General features: G+C 60.4%; 19 protein-coding genes, 1 tRNA gene and 2 pseudogenes. 8 read left to right on the plus strand and 14 right to left on the minus strand.

All coding sequences use genetic code 11. The features are described 5' to 3' along the window. Nucleotides 1-167: 167 nt before the first annotated feature. Nucleotides 168-1184 (minus strand): DUF4917 family protein, encoded by a 1017-nt coding sequence (locus BFP89_RS14845; protein ID WP_065886201.1) that lies wholly within the window; start codon nucleotides 1182-1184, stop codon nucleotides 168-170. 123 nt (nucleotides 1185-1307) lie between these two features. Between BFP89_RS14845 and yiaY the strand changes: the two genes are divergently transcribed. After that, nucleotides 1308-2456, plus strand: a complete 1149-nt coding sequence (yiaY, locus tag BFP89_RS14850; protein WP_065886202.1) for an L-threonine dehydrogenase — start codon at nucleotides 1308-1310, stop codon at nucleotides 2454-2456. Between the two features lie 83 nt (nucleotides 2457-2539). Continuing rightward, nucleotides 2540-3214, plus strand: a complete 675-nt coding sequence (locus tag BFP89_RS14855) for an NAD(P)H-binding protein (protein WP_065886203.1) — start codon at nucleotides 2540-2542, stop codon at nucleotides 3212-3214. Here the strand turns inward: BFP89_RS14855 and BFP89_RS14860 are convergent, their stop codons facing one another. Then, entirely contained in the window at nucleotides 3215-3703 is a 489-nt protein-coding gene (locus BFP89_RS14860; RefSeq protein WP_065886204.1) for a DMT family transporter, read from the minus strand. It abuts the gene before it with no gap. Nucleotides 3704-3771: 68 nt separating this feature from the next. Here BFP89_RS14860 and BFP89_RS14865 point away from each other — a divergent pair, with 68 nt between their 5' ends. Continuing rightward, nucleotides 3772-4689, plus strand: a complete 918-nt coding sequence (locus BFP89_RS14865) for a LysR family transcriptional regulator (RefSeq protein ID WP_065886205.1) — start codon at nucleotides 3772-3774, stop codon at nucleotides 4687-4689. 7 nt (nucleotides 4690-4696) lie between these two features. On the opposite strand, the pseudogene BFP89_RS27515 reads toward BFP89_RS14865, so the two are convergent. Together BFP89_RS27515 and BFP89_RS14870 are read right to left on the minus strand one after the other, a co-directional pair. Then, nucleotides 4697-4980: pseudogene (locus BFP89_RS27515) on the minus strand (type II toxin-antitoxin system RelE/ParE family toxin). Beyond that, nucleotides 4970-5209 carry a CopG family ribbon-helix-helix protein gene (locus BFP89_RS14870; protein WP_065886206.1) on the minus strand — a complete coding sequence of 80 codons (240 nt, stop codon included), beginning with the start codon at nucleotides 5207-5209 and terminating at the stop codon, nucleotides 4970-4972. The pseudogene BFP89_RS27515 and the gene BFP89_RS14870 overlap by 11 nt, the downstream one beginning before the upstream one ends. Before the next feature lie 198 nt (nucleotides 5210-5407). Between BFP89_RS14870 and BFP89_RS14875 the strand changes: the two genes are divergently transcribed. Together BFP89_RS14875 and BFP89_RS14880 are read left to right on the plus strand one after the other, a co-directional pair. Then, nucleotides 5408-6049 (plus strand): LysE family translocator, encoded by a 642-nt coding sequence (locus BFP89_RS14875; RefSeq protein WP_065886207.1) that lies wholly within the window; start codon nucleotides 5408-5410, stop codon nucleotides 6047-6049. Nucleotides 6050-6169: 120 nt separating this feature from the next. Next, nucleotides 6170-6697 (plus strand): DUF4142 domain-containing protein, encoded by a 528-nt coding sequence (locus BFP89_RS14880; protein ID WP_065886208.1) that lies wholly within the window; start codon nucleotides 6170-6172, stop codon nucleotides 6695-6697. A 55-nt stretch (nucleotides 6698-6752) separates the two neighbouring features. On the opposite strand, the gene BFP89_RS14885 is transcribed toward BFP89_RS14880, so the two are convergent. Further along, complete coding sequence (locus BFP89_RS14885; protein WP_065886209.1) at nucleotides 6753-7178, minus strand: low affinity iron permease family protein; 426 nt, start codon at nucleotides 7176-7178, stop codon at nucleotides 6753-6755. 180 nt (nucleotides 7179-7358) lie between these two features. Here BFP89_RS14885 and BFP89_RS14890 point away from each other — a divergent pair, with 180 nt between their 5' ends. Then, the gene (locus BFP89_RS14890) at nucleotides 7359-8141 is read left to right on the plus strand and encodes a GNAT family N-acetyltransferase (RefSeq protein ID WP_065886210.1); all 783 of its coding nucleotides are present in this window, start codon (nucleotides 7359-7361) and stop codon (nucleotides 8139-8141) included. Here BFP89_RS14890 and BFP89_RS14895 read toward each other — a convergent pair whose 3' ends face one another. The 8 genes and pseudogenes from BFP89_RS14895 to BFP89_RS29735 form a co-directional block, all read right to left on the minus strand. Beyond that, nucleotides 8142-8642 carry a methylated-DNA--[protein]-cysteine S-methyltransferase gene (locus tag BFP89_RS14895; RefSeq protein WP_065886211.1) on the minus strand — a complete coding sequence of 167 codons (501 nt, stop codon included), beginning with the start codon at nucleotides 8640-8642 and terminating at the stop codon, nucleotides 8142-8144. Nucleotides 8643-8780: 138 nt separating this feature from the next. Beyond that, nucleotides 8781-9086 (minus strand): DUF6482 family protein, encoded by a 306-nt coding sequence (locus tag BFP89_RS14900; protein ID WP_065886212.1) that lies wholly within the window; start codon nucleotides 9084-9086, stop codon nucleotides 8781-8783. Nucleotides 9087-9317: 231 nt separating this feature from the next. Then, nucleotides 9318-9391: transfer RNA gene (locus BFP89_RS14905), tRNA-Gly, on the minus strand. A 135-nt stretch (nucleotides 9392-9526) separates the two neighbouring features. Beyond that, nucleotides 9527-10411, minus strand: coding sequence for an alpha/beta fold hydrolase (locus tag BFP89_RS14910; protein WP_065886213.1), 885 nt, complete (start codon nucleotides 10409-10411; stop codon nucleotides 9527-9529). 126 nt (nucleotides 10412-10537) lie between these two features. Further along, nucleotides 10538-11230 (minus strand): pseudouridine synthase, encoded by a 693-nt coding sequence (locus BFP89_RS14915; protein WP_065886214.1) that lies wholly within the window; start codon nucleotides 11228-11230, stop codon nucleotides 10538-10540. Beyond that, the gene (locus tag BFP89_RS14920; RefSeq protein WP_065886215.1) at nucleotides 11220-11432 is read right to left on the minus strand and encodes a cysteine-rich CWC family protein; all 213 of its coding nucleotides are present in this window, start codon (nucleotides 11430-11432) and stop codon (nucleotides 11220-11222) included. Before BFP89_RS14920 ends, BFP89_RS14915 begins: the two co-directional genes overlap by 11 nt. A gap of 72 nt (nucleotides 11433-11504) precedes the next feature. Continuing rightward, a complete protein-coding gene (locus BFP89_RS29730; RefSeq protein ID WP_370671218.1) occupies nucleotides 11505-12368 on the minus strand; it encodes a methyl-accepting chemotaxis protein in 864 nt (287 codons plus the stop codon). Further along, nucleotides 12363-13127, minus strand: a pseudogene (locus BFP89_RS29735) (MCP four helix bundle domain-containing protein); the annotation flags it as partial. The gene BFP89_RS29730 and the pseudogene BFP89_RS29735, both read right to left, overlap by 6 nt. Before the next feature lie 283 nt (nucleotides 13128-13410). Here BFP89_RS29735 and BFP89_RS29365 point away from each other — a divergent pair. Together BFP89_RS29365 and BFP89_RS14930 are read left to right on the plus strand one after the other, a co-directional pair. After that, nucleotides 13411-13764, plus strand: coding sequence for a hypothetical protein (locus tag BFP89_RS29365; RefSeq protein WP_082632001.1), 354 nt, complete (start codon nucleotides 13411-13413; stop codon nucleotides 13762-13764). 144 nt (nucleotides 13765-13908) lie between these two features. Then, nucleotides 13909-14343, plus strand: coding sequence for a DUF3757 domain-containing protein (locus BFP89_RS14930; protein WP_065886217.1), 435 nt, complete (start codon nucleotides 13909-13911; stop codon nucleotides 14341-14343). Between the two features lie 4 nt (nucleotides 14344-14347). Here the strand turns inward: BFP89_RS14930 and BFP89_RS14935 are convergent, their stop codons facing one another. Continuing rightward, on the minus strand, nucleotides 14348-15460 hold the full coding sequence (locus BFP89_RS14935) for an enoyl-CoA hydratase/isomerase family protein (RefSeq protein ID WP_065886218.1): 1113 nt from the start codon (nucleotides 15458-15460) through the stop codon (nucleotides 14348-14350). Nucleotides 15461-15530 lie beyond the last annotated feature (70 nt).

Consider the following 15530-nt stretch of genomic DNA (forward strand, 5'->3'; position numbering starts at 1 on the left):
GCTTACTTTTGCGCTTTTCAAAAGTGAGCCGCTGTAAAAGCGGAACCCTAAGTAGCCGTTACCGCAGAAACGGATATGTACTCGATCTGATCCAACATCCTGGTCGGCCCAGAGGCCACCATCGGGGGCAAGCCCCCTCCCACAGTTGGTCTTCTTCGTTCACTGGATCAGTGTTCGACAGGCACTGACAGCGTCGGATTACCCAGTGGATGGGTACGCGCGGCAAAGAATTTCAGTTCCATGCCGGTACCTTCGAACAACTGCGAATACCGCTGCTTCTGCTGGCGAATAAACCCATCGCTGCGCCCCGACACCGAAATGGCCAGGGTGGTGATGTTGGCCTGGCGGATCGCATCCACCAGGTGTTTATCCTGCGGCCCCAGGTCATGGCCGAAGATGCACAGCGCGCCTTCGTGAGTGAGCAACTGCTCATAACAGAACGACAGATAATCCGAACTGCGGATGGTCTTGAGCTTTTCCTCCACCTTGCCCTCGCTGACGAACAGCGGCACATCGTCCAGCGTCTTGATTGTGTTGTTGATCGCGAAACTGCTGAGCAACGTGCTGTCGGTGGACGGCAGTTTGCGCGCGGTACCGTCGAGGTTGCGCACCAGGTGCAGGCCGCCGTGCAGGTACAGAATACGCGTGGCGTCGGTGCGGGTGTCGCGCAGGTCGAAGCTTGAATCGGCGCTGCGGAACAGGTCGTCGATACCCGGCGTGTGCAGGATTGCCCAGTAATTGAGCAGGTCGTAATTGCTGGTAAACACCGTGGTGTAGCGGGCCAGTTCCGCGTTGATGGTCGCCAGGGTCGAAGGCTGCACCAGGCGCCAGGGAATATGCACGGTGTGGATCGTATTGATCAGTGCTTCCTTGATCGCGTAGTAGCGATTACGTGGCGCCGCCGAGCTGACCGCCAGGGCCTTGTTGACGCGGCTGGTGGTTTTCAGCGCGCCCAGGGCCTGCTCGAAACTGCGGGTTTGCAGCGCATCGAATACGCTGAGTTCGGATTGGCTCAGGGGCTTTTCTTCCACTGTGCGAGCGTTTTCAAACAGCGAGTCGTAGGCAAAGTCTTCCCAAATCGTGCGGCTTGCGCCGTTGCCGATCAGAATCCCATTGAAGTCGATGGCGTCGCGCAGTGCGCTCCAGTCGTCAAGGTGGGCGTCAATATCCTGGAAATCCTTCATTGCGGCGGGTCTACTCGAAATCGGCTGGACGGTGACTTTATCACGAGCCGGCATTGATCCTGGTCAAGATACGGCAAGCGGTACCGGTGGATTCTGTGGGTATAAAACCCCTGAGGATCGACCATGAGCAGCACGTTTTTTATCCCCGCCGTCAATATCATGGGCATCGACTGCCTCGACGAAGCCATGATCGCCATCCGCAATTACGGTTTTCGCAAAGCGTTGATCGTCACGGACCAGGGCCTGTGCAAAGCCGGTGTGGCCAGCATGATTGCCGAGAAACTGGCGTTGCAGGACATCGACTCGGTGGTCTACGACGGCGCCAAGCCCAACCCCAATGTGGAAAACGTCGAGAAGGGCCTGGCGTTGCTGCAACAGAGTGCCTGCGATTTTGTCGTGTCCCTGGGCGGCGGCTCGCCCCACGACTGCGCCAAGGGCATCGCCCTGTGCGCCACCAATGGCGGGCGCATCGGCGACTACGAGGGCGTCGACCAATCGAGCCGGCCGCAACTGCCGCTGGTGGCGATCAACACCACCGCCGGCACGGCCAGTGAGATGACCCGTTTCTGCATCATCACCGACGAAACCCGCCACGTGAAAATGGCCATCGTCGACCGCAATGTCACGCCGTTGCTGTCGGTCAACGACCCGGCCTTGATGGTCGCCATGCCCAAGGGCCTCACCGCCGCCACCGGCATGGATGCCTTGACGCACGCCATTGAGGCCTACGTATCCACCGCCGCCACGCCGATCACCGACGCGTGCGCAATCAAGGCCATCGAATTGATCAGTGCCAATCTGCGCCTGGCGGTACGTGACGGCAGCGACTTGGCCGCGCGGGAGAACATGGCGTATGCGCAGTTCCTCGCGGGCATGGCGTTCAACAATGCATCGCTGGGGTTCGTGCACGCCATGGCGCACCAGCTCGGTGGTCTGTACGACCTTCCTCACGGCGTGTGCAATGCGGTGCTGCTGCCCCACGTGCAGAGTTTCAATGCCAGTGTCAGTGCCAAGCGCTTGAGTGACGTGGCTCGCGCGTTGGGTGCCGATATCAAGGGGATTACCCCGGAAGAGGGCGCGCAGGCTGCTATCGTCGCGATTCGCGCCTTGTCCCAGGATGTGGAAATTCCCGCCGGCCTGCGTGAGCTCGGCGCCAGGTTGCAGGATATTCCGCTGCTGGCGAGCAATGCGCTCAAGGATGCGTGTGGCCTGACCAACCCACGGCGCGCGGATCAGCGCCAGATCGAGGAGATCTTTCGCAGCGCGTTTTGACAGGGACAGCTTCGAGCTGCAAGCGGTAAGCTACAAGCTGAATGCGTTCAACTTGAGCGTGAAGCTTGCGGCTGAGGTTCCCCATGAGAGTTCTGTTATTCGGCGCCACCGGCATGGTCGGCCAGGGCGTGCTGCGCGAGTGCCTGCTGGCGCCCGACGTGCAGGAAGTGGTCGCGGTCGGCCGCACGCCATTGACCCAGGAGCACGGCAAACTGCATCAGGTGTTGCACGGCGACATGCTGGATTTCCAACCCCTGGAAAACCTGCTGCAAGGCTTTGATGCGTGCTTCTTTTGCCTGGGCGTTTCCTCGGCGGGCGTGAATGAAGTCAAGTACACCCACCTCACTTACGACCTGACGTTGGTCGCCGCCAGCACCCTGGCGCGGCTCAATCCGCAGATGACGTTTATCTACGTGTCTGGTGCCGGCACCGACAGCTCCGAGCGGGGCAAGTCAATGTGGGCACGAGTCAAGGGCAAGACCGAGAACGCCTTGCTGCGCTTGCCGTTCAAGGCGGTCTATCTGTTCCGGCCGGGGATCATCCAACCGTTGCACGGCGTGCGTTCCAAGACGCCGGTGTACCAGGCGTTCTACAGCGTGCTCGGGCCGTTGCTCTCGTTTTTGCGTCGGATAAAACCGAGCTGGGTTGTCAGCACCGAGACCGTCGGCCGTGCGATGCTGCAGGCGGTGAGCCATGGCGCGCCGCAACCGGTGGTGGAGCAGCGCGACATCAATCATCTGGCCGCCGAGCGCGGCTGATCAACTCGCCGTCGCCGCTGCCCGCACCGGCGTGGCGCTGAACTGGATCAACACCACCGCGGCCACCAACAACAACGCTCCGAGCGCCCGCGGCGTTGTCATTGGACGCTGCGCCAGGCCGAACAGCCCGAAATGGTCGAGCAGCAACGACGCCAGAATCTGCCCGGCCATGGCCAGGGCGATAAACCCTGATGCGCCCAGCCTGGGCAGCAGCATCAATGCCAGCGAAATGAAGCACACCCCAAATGCGCCACCGGCCCACATCCACAGCGGCGCCCGGGTGATAAAGGCCAGGCTCGGCAAGGGCAGCCGGAGTGCGATGATCACCGGCAGCAACACAATAATGCTTACCAGCAGGGATGCCAGCGTCGCCCACAACGGGTGGCCGAGCCAGCGCCCCAGGTTGGCGTTGATTGCACTCTGAAACGGCACCACGGCGCCGGCGATTACCGCCAGCAGCAACAGACCCAGCCAATGCAACGTTGTCATTTCCAATCTCCCAGAGGTTTTGCTGGACTCTAGGTTATTCGTCGCGCAAATTTAAATTCCAAATTCTTATGCCGAGCATGCAGCTGATGAATGATCTGCGACGCGTCGATCTCAACCTGTTGGTGATCCTCGACGCTCTGCTCAGCGAGCAACACGTCACCCGCGCCGCCGAACGCCTGCACCTGAGCCAACCGGCGGTCAGCCATGCGCTGGCGCGCCTGCGTGACCTGCTGGGCGACCCGTTGCTGGTGCGTCAGGGCGGCGCATTGATAGCGACCGCCCGTGCGCTGGAGTTGGCCACGCCTTTGGCAGAGGCCCTGGCCCAGGTGCAGGCGCTGCTGGCGCCGAACCGTTTTGACCCGGCGTCGGCCAAGCGCCGGTTTCGCGTGGCGATGTCGGACTACAGCGCGGCGATTTTCCTGCCCGGCTTGGTGCGTCTGCTACGCCATGAAGCGCCGGGCATCGACTTGCAAATCATCCAGGCCAGCCGCGAAGGCATGGTCGACGGCGTACTCAATGGCGATCTGGACCTCGCCGCCGGGGTCTTCCCTGACGTGCCGGCCGAACTGCGCACGACGCCCTTGTTCGAGGAGCATTACACCTGCCTGGTCGACCGCGACAGCCTGCCGCAAGGCGGTGTGCTGGACCTGCCTGCCTACTTGTCACGCCCCCATGTCCTGCTGGAAATGCGCGGCAGCGGCACGCCGGAAATCGAGCGTGCGTTGAGCGCGATTCGTGAGCGGCGTCATGTGGCAATCAGCCTGCCGCACTGGGGCGTGGCACCGCAGTTGATTCAGGGCACGGACCTGATCCTGACCGTCTCATCCCGGGGCCTGCTCAATATCGATCACACGCACCTGATAAGCGTACCGCCGCCGTTTCATATTCCATCGTTTGCGTTCGAGCTGGCCTGGCACGCGCGACGGGGCGGGGATGCCGGGTTGCAGTGGCTGAGGGGGCGGGTGCAAGGTGTGCTGGAGGGCTGAGCGGTCGCTACCACGAGGTAGGTGGCTGACGGCGGGTATGAAAAATTCGCATGACCTGTAGTCGCCCGTCACGAATACGGTAAGGAACGATATAGGGCCATCGCGGCACCACCCATTCACGCGTCCCCGGGACCCGGCCCTTTTTTCCCAGCGCGGGAAATTGCGCAATGTGTTCGAGCCCGGTCAACATCGCCTGGACGAACTCCGAGGCGGCTTTGGGTTTTCTTCAGCGATAAAGCCCGCTTCGTCATCAAGGTTTCTGAGGGCTGCCCTCAGCCACTCAACCTGCATTGTTGCGCCATTTATCAGCGACGGCTTTTACCTCGGCAGGCGTCGCGAAATCTCCTGCATCGGCTTCTTCCAGTGCTTTTTGAATCTCTTCGATTTGCCATGCTTCACGTGCCAGGTATTGGCGCAACGCATCAACAGCAAGGAACGATTTGCTGCGCCCGGTCGCTTTGGCGAGACTGGCAAGCGTATCGGCGACGTCTTCCGGTATCCGCAGAGACATGACAGACATACAAACTTCGATGTAGTGATATGTAGTGCGCCATACTACAGCGTCATCCGATGGAGCGTTTGTCCCGTTCGTCAGGGCATTGCGGACGATTGCCGGCGTAGGGAATGGCGCAACAAATGAAGTTTTACCCGTAGCCCCGGAACCTGCACAATCGCTGTCTATTTCAACAATTTGCCAGAATTTGCCAGAGCCCCGCCCATGACCCCATCCCTGCTGTTAGCGGTCCTTGCTTCCGGGTTTATCTACGGTATTACGCCCGGCCCTGGCGTGTTGGCCGTGTTCGGCATCGGCGCCGCCCGTGGCCGTCGCGCCGGTGCCGGTTTCCTGGGCGGGCATTTGCTCGGCGACGTGGTGTGGTGCAGCACCGCCCTGGTGGCGATTGTGGGGGCGCGGGAAGTCGGCAGCAGTGCGTTTGATGTACTCGGCGTGCTCAGCGGGCTTTATCTGTTCTGGCTCGGCTGGCGCGCCATCCGCACCCAGCGCCGTAGCAGCGATGCCCCTCAGGGCGCGGCGCGGCATCCGTTCTGGCACGGCATTCTGTTCGGCCTGACCAACCCCAAGGCGTACCCGGTGGCGGTGGCGACCTTCACGGCATTGCTCTCCAGCCGTGCCGAGTTGCTGACGTGGTCGATGCTGCCGTCGCTGATTTTTCTGAGTTTTATCGGCGGCCTGCTGGCCTACGCGATCCTGATCGGTGTGGTCGGTGCCCAACGTGTGCGTACGGTGTATCAACGTCACGAAATCCTCATCACGAAGCTGTGCGGCGTGATGTTTATCGGGTTCGCCATCAACGCTCTGGCGCACGCATTGCCAGGCCTGTTTGCAAGCAAACCCGCCTGAATCAGCAACGACCGTTCGTCGCACTGCAAAGTTTTTTCTAAACCTTTGCCGCATGCAAAATTCGAATCCAGGGCAAGGAGCCGTTCCCTTGCCCCTATTTTTGCCCTGGAGGAACCCATCATGAGCCGCATGGCTATCCGGTTACGCACCGCCAGTTTCGCGATGCTGCTGGGCCTCGGCGCCAGCAATGCTTTCGCCCAGTCGCCTGCCCAATTCATCGAGCAGGCGTCAGCCAAAGGCATGGCCGATATCGAAACCAGTCGTATGGCGCACGCCAAGACCTCGTCCCAGGAAATCAAGGATTACACCATTGAGGTGATCAACGAGCGCACCCTGGCCAACCAGCATCTGGCGGCGATCGCCAAAAAGCTCGACCTGCCGGTGGCCCCCCGGGAGAAGATCGTCGACAAGGCCGAAACCCTGATGCCCGAGCTCAAGGACGGCGACTCCTTCGACGCCGCCTATATCGCGCAGCAGGTCAAGGAAAACGAAGACGCCATCGCCCTGTTCAAGCAGGAAGGTGCGGCGTCGGATGTGCCTGAGATAAAAGCGTTGGTGGACGAGACGCTGCCCAAGTTGCAGGAGCGCCTGGAAAAAGCCCGGGCCCTGGCATCGACCTACGGCAAGGACCACCAGGGCGACGGTTGAAGTGGCCCCTTGAAATGAAAACGGCGGTTGGATCATCTCCAACCGCCGTTTTTTTTTATGCCTGGTTCAAATCGGTTTTCGGCGGCGCCGCGTCGTCGGCGGCGGGGCCACAACTGCTGTTGAGGCTCAAGCTGCCGGCTTTGCCGATATCGCGATATTCCTGGCGCAGCTTTTCAAGCTCTTTACGGTCCAGGCCGTCCAGGCTCAACACGGCGTTCTGGGCATCCTTGGACACACGCAACAGCTCGTCGATCTTGATATGCAGAATGTCGTTGTCGCGGTTCTGTGTGTTCTGGATCAGGAACACCATCAGGAACGTGATGATGGTGGTCGAGGTGTTGATGATCAATTGCCAGGTGTCGTTGTAATGAAAGTACGGCCCGCTCAGGCTCCACGCCAGAATCAACGCCACCGCCGCGTAGAACGTACGGGGGCTGCCGGCCCAGCGCGATAGAGTTTGGGAGACAGCGGAGAATTTCATGACTGTTTTTCCTCAAAAGGGGGGTGATGAAAATACTGACCGCAACGGGTCGCTGAAATTTCTTTTTACAACTTGGCCTTCGGACCAAAGCAGGCATTTTTCTGCCCGGGTTTTAGGAGCGCGCCTACGGCGCTGCGAAGCCATGGGCGCAAGACTGGGTTTTTGACCTGGACAGTCCTTATGTACGCAAAGGCCGCTCGTGACATACCCGCGCTTTATTACTTGACCGAAGATCATTTTTTCGCTGCGACCTGCGCGGTGTACCGTCGACATGCCGCCGGTATCAATACCTATCTTGCCGAGGAAAATTCCACGCCGTGGAATACGTTGTTCATCCGCGTGGGCTGCGCGCCCCTGCGCGAAACGACGCCGGTGATTCTGCAGCTGATCCGCCGTACCGCATTGCCTATACGCATCGTGATGCCTGAGGTACAGGTCGACGGGTTACGCGACGCGCTCACCGGGCTTGGCTTTGAGCCTGCCGAAAAGAGCACCACGATGGTTCACCCCTTGGCACGCTTCGCGCCATCGATTAGCGAGGAGGCCGTGCAGATCAGCCTGACGCGTGACTTGAACAAGTGGGCAAGTCCGCTTGGCAGTGCGTTTTCGATATCGCCCGAGACGGTCGCCCATTATCAGGCTCGGCACCAGCGGGCGCTGGATGCCGGTGAAGCCCTTTATCACTTCATCCTGTCCGTCGAGGGGCAGGTGGGCTGTGCGTTGACCTTGTCAGTGTGTGAGGGCCAGGCAAGGCTCAGTGACGTCGGCACGCTGACCGGCTTTCGTGCCAGAGGCCATGCCACGCGATTGATCCAGTCGGCCCTGCTTCACGCCTCGGGGCTTGGGGCACGCAGGTGTTTTCTCGAGGGGTCGATGATGGCTGTCCCGCTGTATCAAAAATTGGGTTTCCAACGATTATTCGACTGCGTGTCTTTTGTTCGCGGGCCTTGGCCAGGCCCATGATCAGAACGCCAGTGTTGCCTGGCCGCGATCCTCCAGCGTCAACAGATACTGCTTGGCTTCAAGCCCGCCGGCAAACCCTGTCAGTGCCCCCGAAGCCCCCACGACGCGGTGACAGGGCGCAATGATCGAGATGGGGTTACGCCCGTTCGCCGCGCCTACGGCGCGCACCGCGTTCGGGTTGCCGATCTGCCGGGCTATCTGGCTGTAGCTGCGGGTTTCGCCGAAGGGGATGGTCAGCAAAGCCTGCCAGACTTGCCGCTGAAAATCAGTGCCGTAGAAATCCAGTTCCAACTCGAAACGATTGCGCGTACCCGCGAAATACTCCGCCAGCTGGCGCTCTGTTTCCAGGAGTACCGGGCTGTCGTTGACTTCGTGCAACTCACCCAGGCGCACCCGATTTTCCCGTTCCGTTTCCCAGAGCACGGCACCGAGCTTGCCATTGCGGGCTACCAGGGTGAGTTGGCCGACGGGGGAGGGCATGAATTTGCAGGCGTATGACATGGGCTTGATCCTTGAGGCTGTCCGGTGCAACTATCCGCTCAGTGAACCCTGGGAGAAACCGGTTTCTTGCGGTCGGTAGGACGCTGCTTAAATCAATGTCGCTGATACTCGGAAAACGGGTCCGACAATAAATGTAGCCTAGAGCGTCGCGTTCAGCGAAAACGGAATGCGCAATCCACCAATCGGCCCTTCGCGTACCCCGCACATCTCGTCATGCACGCTGTGTTGCACCAGCACGCAGGGAAACGCGGGCACCCCTTGCAGCAGGTCGCGCAAATGGGTGGTGGAGCGGATGCGCAGTGGCTGCCCGTCATCGCCCTGCAGCGTTTTTTCATCGCGATCCAGCCGGACCCGTGCCAGATACAAGCCACCTTCCAGCGACAGCAATTGCAGCTCGCGGATCTCGCCGTTCGCGGCCAGCTCGGTCAGCATGTGCACATTCATGAATTGCACCTCATTGGACGCCGACCCGGGCGTGATCGACCGGTTGATCAATGTATTTTGCTACCCAGTGCACAATACTTGTACAGAATTTTATATTTGTACAGTTTTCTGGGGCGGCGCGAACACAGCCGTTATTGGCCCTTGAACGCCAGGCATAAAAAAACCGGTCACAGGGACCGGTTTTTTATGCTTCCCGTGTCAGCCGTGGCATGACAGGAGAATCCATTTGAGTGGAGCGGGTAGAGGGAATCGAACCCTCAACTAAAGCTTGGGAAGCTTTCGTTTTGCCACTAAACTATACCCGCTCAAAGCGGCTGACTTTGTACCAGATGTTCACCCGGATTTGAAGTTTTTCTTCGAAAAAATCGCACGTTGCGCTCGCGCCGCCTGCCGAATAGGTGGCGCCACTGCAGGAGCCCGCTCCTGCAGTGGGTCTGATGTCAGACCGCAAAGGCGTGTTGCGTCTGACCTGGCTGGTAACGTAAGCGACTCACCGGCCGCTGCCCTTTCAAAAAGCCCACCACTGCGTCCCGGCTGTCCCGGCACGCCGCTTTATGCTCCATATCCAGGAAATGCCCCGTCGCCTGAACCGTGCTGAAGCTGCTGTTTTTAACATGCTGGCCGAACAGCCTGGCATCGCCTGCGCTGGTGTACTCGTCCCACTCGCCGTTCACGAACAGCACGGGAATGTCGATCTGCCTGGCTGCCTTGAGGTAGCACGACCGGTCGCTGTTGAGCACCTGGCTGATGTGGAAGTGCATCTGTCCGTATTCATGCTCGGCCAGGCCGCTCACGTGCTTGTGGTTGAAGCGCTTGAACAGCGACGGCAAGTGCTTGCCCAGGGTACTGTTGACCAGGTGGCCGACGCGGTCGCGGTCCAGATTGCCGAGGTAGTCGACGCCGCGCTCCAGATAATCACGCATCGGTGCGTTGATCACCGGGGAGAACGAGCTGATCACGGCCTTTTCGACGCATTGCGGGCGTTGAGCGAGGGCGAACAGCGTGGCGGCGCCGCCCCAGGAGAACGAGAGCACGTGTTCGGCGGCAAAGCGGTCGATGAGCTCCAGGAGGATCTGGCCTTCGACTTCCTTGGTCAGCATCCGCTCGTGGCGGTTGTGTAGTTTGGAACGGCCGGCATAGGGCTGGTCGTACAACACCACATTGAATTGCGGGTACAGGCTTTTCACGGTCTGGGCGAAAGAGGCTGTGGTGGCCATCGAGCCGTTGACCAGGACGATGGTTTTTTCAGCGGCATCGGCGCGATAGAACTCCGTGTAAACCCGGTATTGACCCTGTATATCCAACACAGCGATTTCTGGCCTCATGTCGTAAGACTCCTGGCAAGCGGGTAGGGCGCGCAAATGACTGTGCACGAGCTTTATGACAGGTAGGCATACGCCTGGAAGCCGAGCGCCCATGTCGGTCCGATTGCGGCTGGCCGACAGCGGTCGTCAGACGAGACGGATTTCCTCGTCAGTCAGTGCCCGATATTCGCCCGGCGCAAGCGCTGCATCCAGTTGCAGCGGCCCCATGCGCTCGCGATGCAGGGCAGTCACTTTGTTATCAAAATGCCCGAACATGCGTTTGACCTGGTGATAGCGGCCTTCGATAATGCTCAAGCGCGCCGTCCTGGGGCCCAGTAACTCCAGTTCGGCGGGTTGAGTGATGAGGTTTTCGAAGGCGAAGTACAGGCCCGCCCTGAAGACTGCCGCATAGTCCGGGCCGATGTCCTGCTCGGTTTCCACCCGATACACCTTGGGTAACTTGGTCGCCGGTTGCGTCAGGCGCCGCGACCACTGGCCGTCATTGGTCAGTACCATCAGCCCGGTGGTGTTGTAGTCCAGACGCCCGGCGATATGCAGTGCGTCCTTGTGCGGTTCATCCAGCAGATCGAGCACCGTGCGGTGTTGCGCATCGCAGGTAGCGCTGACGCACCCCTGCGGCTTGTGCAGCATGAAATAACGCGCAGGTTTGCCCGGCTGCAGCACCTCACCGTCCACGCGCACGCTGCTGAACGTGCGCACCTCGTGAAGCGGGTCGCTTACCGTGGCACCATCCACCGTTACCCGGCGTTCGGCCAACAGCAGCCGCACTTGCTTGCGATTAAACCGTGGCAGGTTACTGAGGAAGCGATCAAGGCGCATCGTGACGGCGCAGTTGTTGGTCCACCTGGGCGCAACGCGGGCACAGGCAGGCCTGGTTGCGCAGTTCGTCGGGCAGCGCCTGGAGCACCGCAGGGTCGATGGTGACGCTGTAGCACCAGCAGACCTGGCCGGCCGTGCGCGGGTCGGCCAGGCTGCAGTCGTTACGGGCACCGCAGGCGGGGCAAAGGGTTGGGGTGGTCATGGGCAGGTCGGGCTGTATCGGGCAAGGTGTGCGTGGCCTTGCACGATACAGCGCCGATGGGCGCCAAGCTACTTACAGCTTGAATTTGCCGACCAGCACACTGAACGAGGTGGCCAGGCGCGACAGGTCCTGGCTGGAAGCGTTGGTCTGATGCGCGCCGGCGGCGGTCTGCGTCGACAGGTCCTGAATGTTGAGCAGGTTGCGATCGACTTCACGCGCCACTTGGGCCTGTTCCTCCGAGGCGGATGCGATGACCAGGTTGCGTTCGTTGATCTTCGCCACACTGGCGGTGATACGTTGCAACGCTTCGCCGGCATTCTGCGCCAGCACCTGGGTGTTGTTGGCCCAGCTCAGGCTCTTGTTCATCGCGGCTACCGCGCCGTCGGCGCCGACTTGCACTTCGCCGATCATTTTTTCAATGTCCACCGTGGACACTTGTGTGCGATGGGCCAGCGCGCGCACTTCATCGGCCACCACCGCAAAGCCACGGCCTTGCTCACCCGCACGGGCCGCCTCGATTGCTGCGTTGAGGGCGAGCAGGTTGGTCTGGTCGGCAATCCCACGAATCACATCGATCACCTTGCCGATTTCGCGGACCTGGCTGGCGAGGCCTTCCACCGACTTCGTCGAATCGTTGATCTCTACCACCATCGAATTCATGCCGGAAACGGCCTGTGCCACTTGCTCACGGCCTTCCTCGGCTTCGGTGGTCGCCTGGCTCGAGGCCTGCGAAGTCGATACGGCGTTGCCGGCCACCTCATCAACGGCTGCGGTCATCTGGTTGACGGCGGTGGCCGCTTGTTGAATTTCATCATTCTGGCGGGTCAGGCCCCGGGTGCTTTCTTCGGTGACCGCACTCAGTTCTTCAGCGGCCGAGGCCAATTGGTCGGAGGCGTTGGCGATTTCCAGCAGGGTGTGTTTCAAGCCGCCCTGCATGTTCGACAGCGCCACCAGCAACTGCCCGGCTTCGTCGGTGCGCTCGGTGCTGATGGTCTGGGTCAGGTCACCGTCGGCAATGCGTTGCGCGCTCGCCACCGCTTGAGCGATGGGGCGGGTGATCAGGCGCGTGATCAGCACGCCGACGATAATGGCGATGATGAAGGCCAGGACGATGCCGCTGATCATCCAGGTGAGCGCACTGTCACGCAGGGCGTCGGCGGCGACTGCGCCTTCCTTGATCTGGCGGTTGTTGGATTCGACCATCACGCGGATCAGCTCGCGGGCCTGGCGGAACAGTTCATTGTTGGTGGTATTGAGCTCGGTGCGTGCCTGCTCGACCTGGCCCTTGTCGAGCAGGCTCAGGATGCGTTCCGAGCTACTGAGGTACGTTGGCCAGATCTGGTCGAAGGTGTCACCCGCCGCCCGCTCGTCATCTTCCAACGGCGTGGCGCGGTAGGTGGTGTACGCCGCCTGGCTGCGTTTGACTTCGTTGGCGATATCCTGGCGCACGCGGTCGCGGTCCTGCTGGGCGACGTCACCGTTACCGGCATCGAGCAAGCGGTACAAACCACGGTTGTGCGCCACCAGCCCATTCAGGGTGGAGGCTGTGCTGCTGACCGACACCAGGTTGTTGGAAAACGTTGATTCCAGGGCTGCGGCGAGCCGCACGACCCCTTTGATACCCAGCAGGCCGACACCGAGGGTGATCACGGCACAGAGTAAAAACGAGAGCAGCAGCTTGGTAGCAATTTTCATGACTTGAATCCGGCGGTAGGTAACGGGAAGGCGCACACCAAGGCCTCCGTGGCACTGTGCAGTATCACAATGACATCATTGTAAGCGACAAAGTTTCGCCTCTGAATAAAATACTGAATCGATACAGCTAAGGTATTCCGGCGTACCGCTGGTGATGTATCAAGTTGTTACTGAAACGCACCAGATTCTGCTTTTGATGTCATACGTTCTGTCATTCAAGTAAATTCTGAATGACGCCCTCCAGCGTCGCTGGAGGTGCTCTTCCGCGGTCCGGGAGGCCGCCATGTATCGACGACTGCTGCTCACTGCATTACTCGGCCTGACCCTGTCAGCTTGCGTGCCCTATTACGATGGAGGTACCACTTACTACCGCTCCGAGGTCTACACCGCACCGGCACCGGCCTATTATTACGGCGGTCCTCGTTACTACGGGCGCAGCTACTACACACCCGCGCCACGCTACTATCCGGCTCCCCGTTATTATTCGGCGCCGCGTTATTACCAACCTGCGCCACGTTACTACCCAAGGTCTGCCTATCGGCCGTATCCAAACCAGGGATGGGGAGACAATCGGTGGGGCAACGGCGGGCACGGGCGTGGTGGCGATCACGGCGGTGGGCGCGGAGGTCACCGCTGAAAAAGATGTTTTGAATAAAGCGGCGCATGATGCGCCGCTTTTTTTGCCCGCCGTTTGTCGGTACTGTCATAAATAACAGCTGGCGTTGAGGCCAAAGATATATTTCACTGCGGGAAAAGCAGTGTGGTTATCGAAGGGGGCTCTATGCTCAAACACGTGATGTGCATGCTTTTACTGGTCGTCTGTATGGCTGGCCAGGCGCAGGGCAACCAGTTCTGTCCAGACAAGTCGAAGATCCAGACGGGCACGGGTTATTTCCAGTACCAGGCCAGCGGCGTGCTGTGGCAAGGTCCCAAGGTTGAGCCCGGCGAGTTCATACATGCCTTCTCGGGCGCGGTGTTTGCGCCGCAGAAGGGTGATGATCGGCGCAGCGGGCTGGTGGAAAAATGTGTGTACACCAATCAGCGCGACGAGCTCGTGGTATTGCGCCCGTGCCTGTCAGACGTGGCCAGCAGCATGTCGTTGGCGGACAGCCTGCATTGGGAGCGCGATAACACTTCGTTCGACCAGCTGGTTTATCTGTGCAAGGAAAATCAACCGGGTAACTGTGCCTTCAACGTCAAGGATAACCGGCGGTAAGCTGTCAGTAATCGGAAAGATCTGCCAGAGGATTCCTACCTTCCCATGCCTTGTTGAAGTGCGCCTGCACCACCGCCTCGGGAATTGTATTGATATCCGGCCAATGCCAGCGAGGCGCCTGATCCTTATCGATCAGCCTTGCCCGTACGCCTTCGGCAAATTCCGGGTGGCGACAACAATTGAGGCTCAGCGTGTATTCCATCTGGAACACTTGCGCCAGGGACAAATGACGGGCACGGCGGATCTGCTCCCACACCAGGTGCGCCGTCAACGGGCAGCCTTCACTGAGGGTCTTGCCGGCGCGGGCCAGGAGTGGGTCAGCGTGATCCTTGAGCAGGCTCAACGCGCGCCACGCACTGGCCACGTCACCCACATCCAGCCATTCGTCGATCTGCCCCCTGCGCGGCATCCATTGTGCCTCGGGTAGCTGGTCGACCGCGTCCTGGGCCAGGGCCTTGAGCAAACTGTTGAGCTGCATCGCGGTCTGTTCCTGCCAGTTCAGTTGCAGCAGGCCATCGAGCAATTCGTCTTGCTGGTCATCGCGCAGGAAACGGTCGGCCAGGCCCAGGTCCAGGGCATCACGGCCATTGATATGGGCACCGGTAAGGCCCAGGAACAAACCCAGCTTGCCGGGCAGGCGCGACAGAAACCAGCTGGCGCCCACGTCCGGGTACAAGCCGATGCTGATTTCCGGCATGGCCAAACGGCTGCTGGGGGTCACAATGCGTACGGACGCACTTTGCAACAGGCCCATTCCGCCGCCCAGCACATAACCGTGACCCCAGCAGATCAACGGTTTCGGATAGGTATGCAGGCGATAGTCGAGGCGATATTCAGCGGCAAAAAATTGCGCGGCCAGGGTAGGCACGACGCCAGGTTGTTCCCGGCAGGCCATTGCCAGGCTGCGCACTTCGCCACCTGCGCAGAAGGCCTTGGGGCCGTTGCCGCGCAGCAATACGCAGACGATCGTCGGGTCCTTGGCCCAGGCGTCCAGGCGTTCGTCCAGGGCCAGGATCATCGGCAGGGAGAGGGCGTTGAGCGACTGTTGCGCATCCAGGCTGGCGATGCCGATGCGGGCGCCGTGGTTGCCGGTGAGTTCTTCGAAGTGCAGATTCATCGTGACCTCAATCCAGAAGGTGAAGGGTCAGTATGATCGCTCCGTGGGAAAGTGCCGGGGGTGTGTCAGA

The sequence above is a fragment of the Pseudomonas sp. 31 R 17 genome (assembly GCF_900004915.1).
In the GTDB taxonomy this organism is placed as follows: Bacteria; Pseudomonadota; Gammaproteobacteria; order Pseudomonadales; family Pseudomonadaceae; genus Aquipseudomonas; species Aquipseudomonas orientalis_A.

What these genes read in the sequence shown, in the direction of transcription:
- BFP89_RS14845 (WP_065886201.1), bottom strand. Translation starts at nt 1,184, where the DNA reads ATGAAGGATTTCCAGGATATTGACGCCCACCTTGACGACTGGAGCGCA.
- yiaY (WP_065886202.1), top strand. Translation starts at nt 1,308, where the DNA reads ATGAGCAGCACGTTTTTTATCCCCGCCGTCAATATCATGGGCATCGAC.
- BFP89_RS14855 (WP_065886203.1), top strand. Translation starts at nt 2,540, where the DNA reads ATGAGAGTTCTGTTATTCGGCGCCACCGGCATGGTCGGCCAGGGCGTG.
- BFP89_RS14860 (WP_065886204.1), bottom strand. Translation starts at nt 3,703, where the DNA reads ATGACAACGTTGCATTGGCTGGGTCTGTTGCTGCTGGCGGTAATCGCC.
- BFP89_RS14865 (WP_065886205.1), top strand. Translation starts at nt 3,772, where the DNA reads ATGCCGAGCATGCAGCTGATGAATGATCTGCGACGCGTCGATCTCAAC.
- BFP89_RS14870 (WP_065886206.1), bottom strand. Translation starts at nt 5,209, where the DNA reads ATGTCTGTCATGTCTCTGCGGATACCGGAAGACGTCGCCGATACGCTT.
- BFP89_RS14875 (WP_065886207.1), top strand. Translation starts at nt 5,408, where the DNA reads ATGACCCCATCCCTGCTGTTAGCGGTCCTTGCTTCCGGGTTTATCTAC.
- BFP89_RS14880 (WP_065886208.1), top strand. Translation starts at nt 6,170, where the DNA reads ATGAGCCGCATGGCTATCCGGTTACGCACCGCCAGTTTCGCGATGCTG.
- BFP89_RS14885 (WP_065886209.1), bottom strand. Translation starts at nt 7,178, where the DNA reads ATGAAATTCTCCGCTGTCTCCCAAACTCTATCGCGCTGGGCCGGCAGC.
- BFP89_RS14890 (WP_065886210.1), top strand. Translation starts at nt 7,359, where the DNA reads ATGTACGCAAAGGCCGCTCGTGACATACCCGCGCTTTATTACTTGACC.
- BFP89_RS14895 (WP_065886211.1), bottom strand. Translation starts at nt 8,642, where the DNA reads ATGTCATACGCCTGCAAATTCATGCCCTCCCCCGTCGGCCAACTCACC.
- BFP89_RS14900 (WP_065886212.1), bottom strand. Translation starts at nt 9,086, where the DNA reads ATGAATGTGCACATGCTGACCGAGCTGGCCGCGAACGGCGAGATCCGC.
- BFP89_RS14910 (WP_065886213.1), bottom strand. Translation starts at nt 10,411, where the DNA reads ATGAGGCCAGAAATCGCTGTGTTGGATATACAGGGTCAATACCGGGTT.
- BFP89_RS14915 (WP_065886214.1), bottom strand. Translation starts at nt 11,230, where the DNA reads ATGCGCCTTGATCGCTTCCTCAGTAACCTGCCACGGTTTAATCGCAAG.
- BFP89_RS14920 (WP_065886215.1), bottom strand. Translation starts at nt 11,432, where the DNA reads ATGACCACCCCAACCCTTTGCCCCGCCTGCGGTGCCCGTAACGACTGC.
- BFP89_RS29730 (WP_370671218.1), bottom strand. Translation starts at nt 12,368, where the DNA reads ATGCAGGGCGGCTTGAAACACACCCTGCTGGAAATCGCCAACGCCTCC.
- BFP89_RS29365 (WP_082632001.1), top strand. Translation starts at nt 13,411, where the DNA reads ATGTATCGACGACTGCTGCTCACTGCATTACTCGGCCTGACCCTGTCA.
- BFP89_RS14930 (WP_065886217.1), top strand. Translation starts at nt 13,909, where the DNA reads ATGCTCAAACACGTGATGTGCATGCTTTTACTGGTCGTCTGTATGGCT.
- BFP89_RS14935 (WP_065886218.1), bottom strand. Translation starts at nt 15,460, where the DNA reads ATGAATCTGCACTTCGAAGAACTCACCGGCAACCACGGCGCCCGCATC.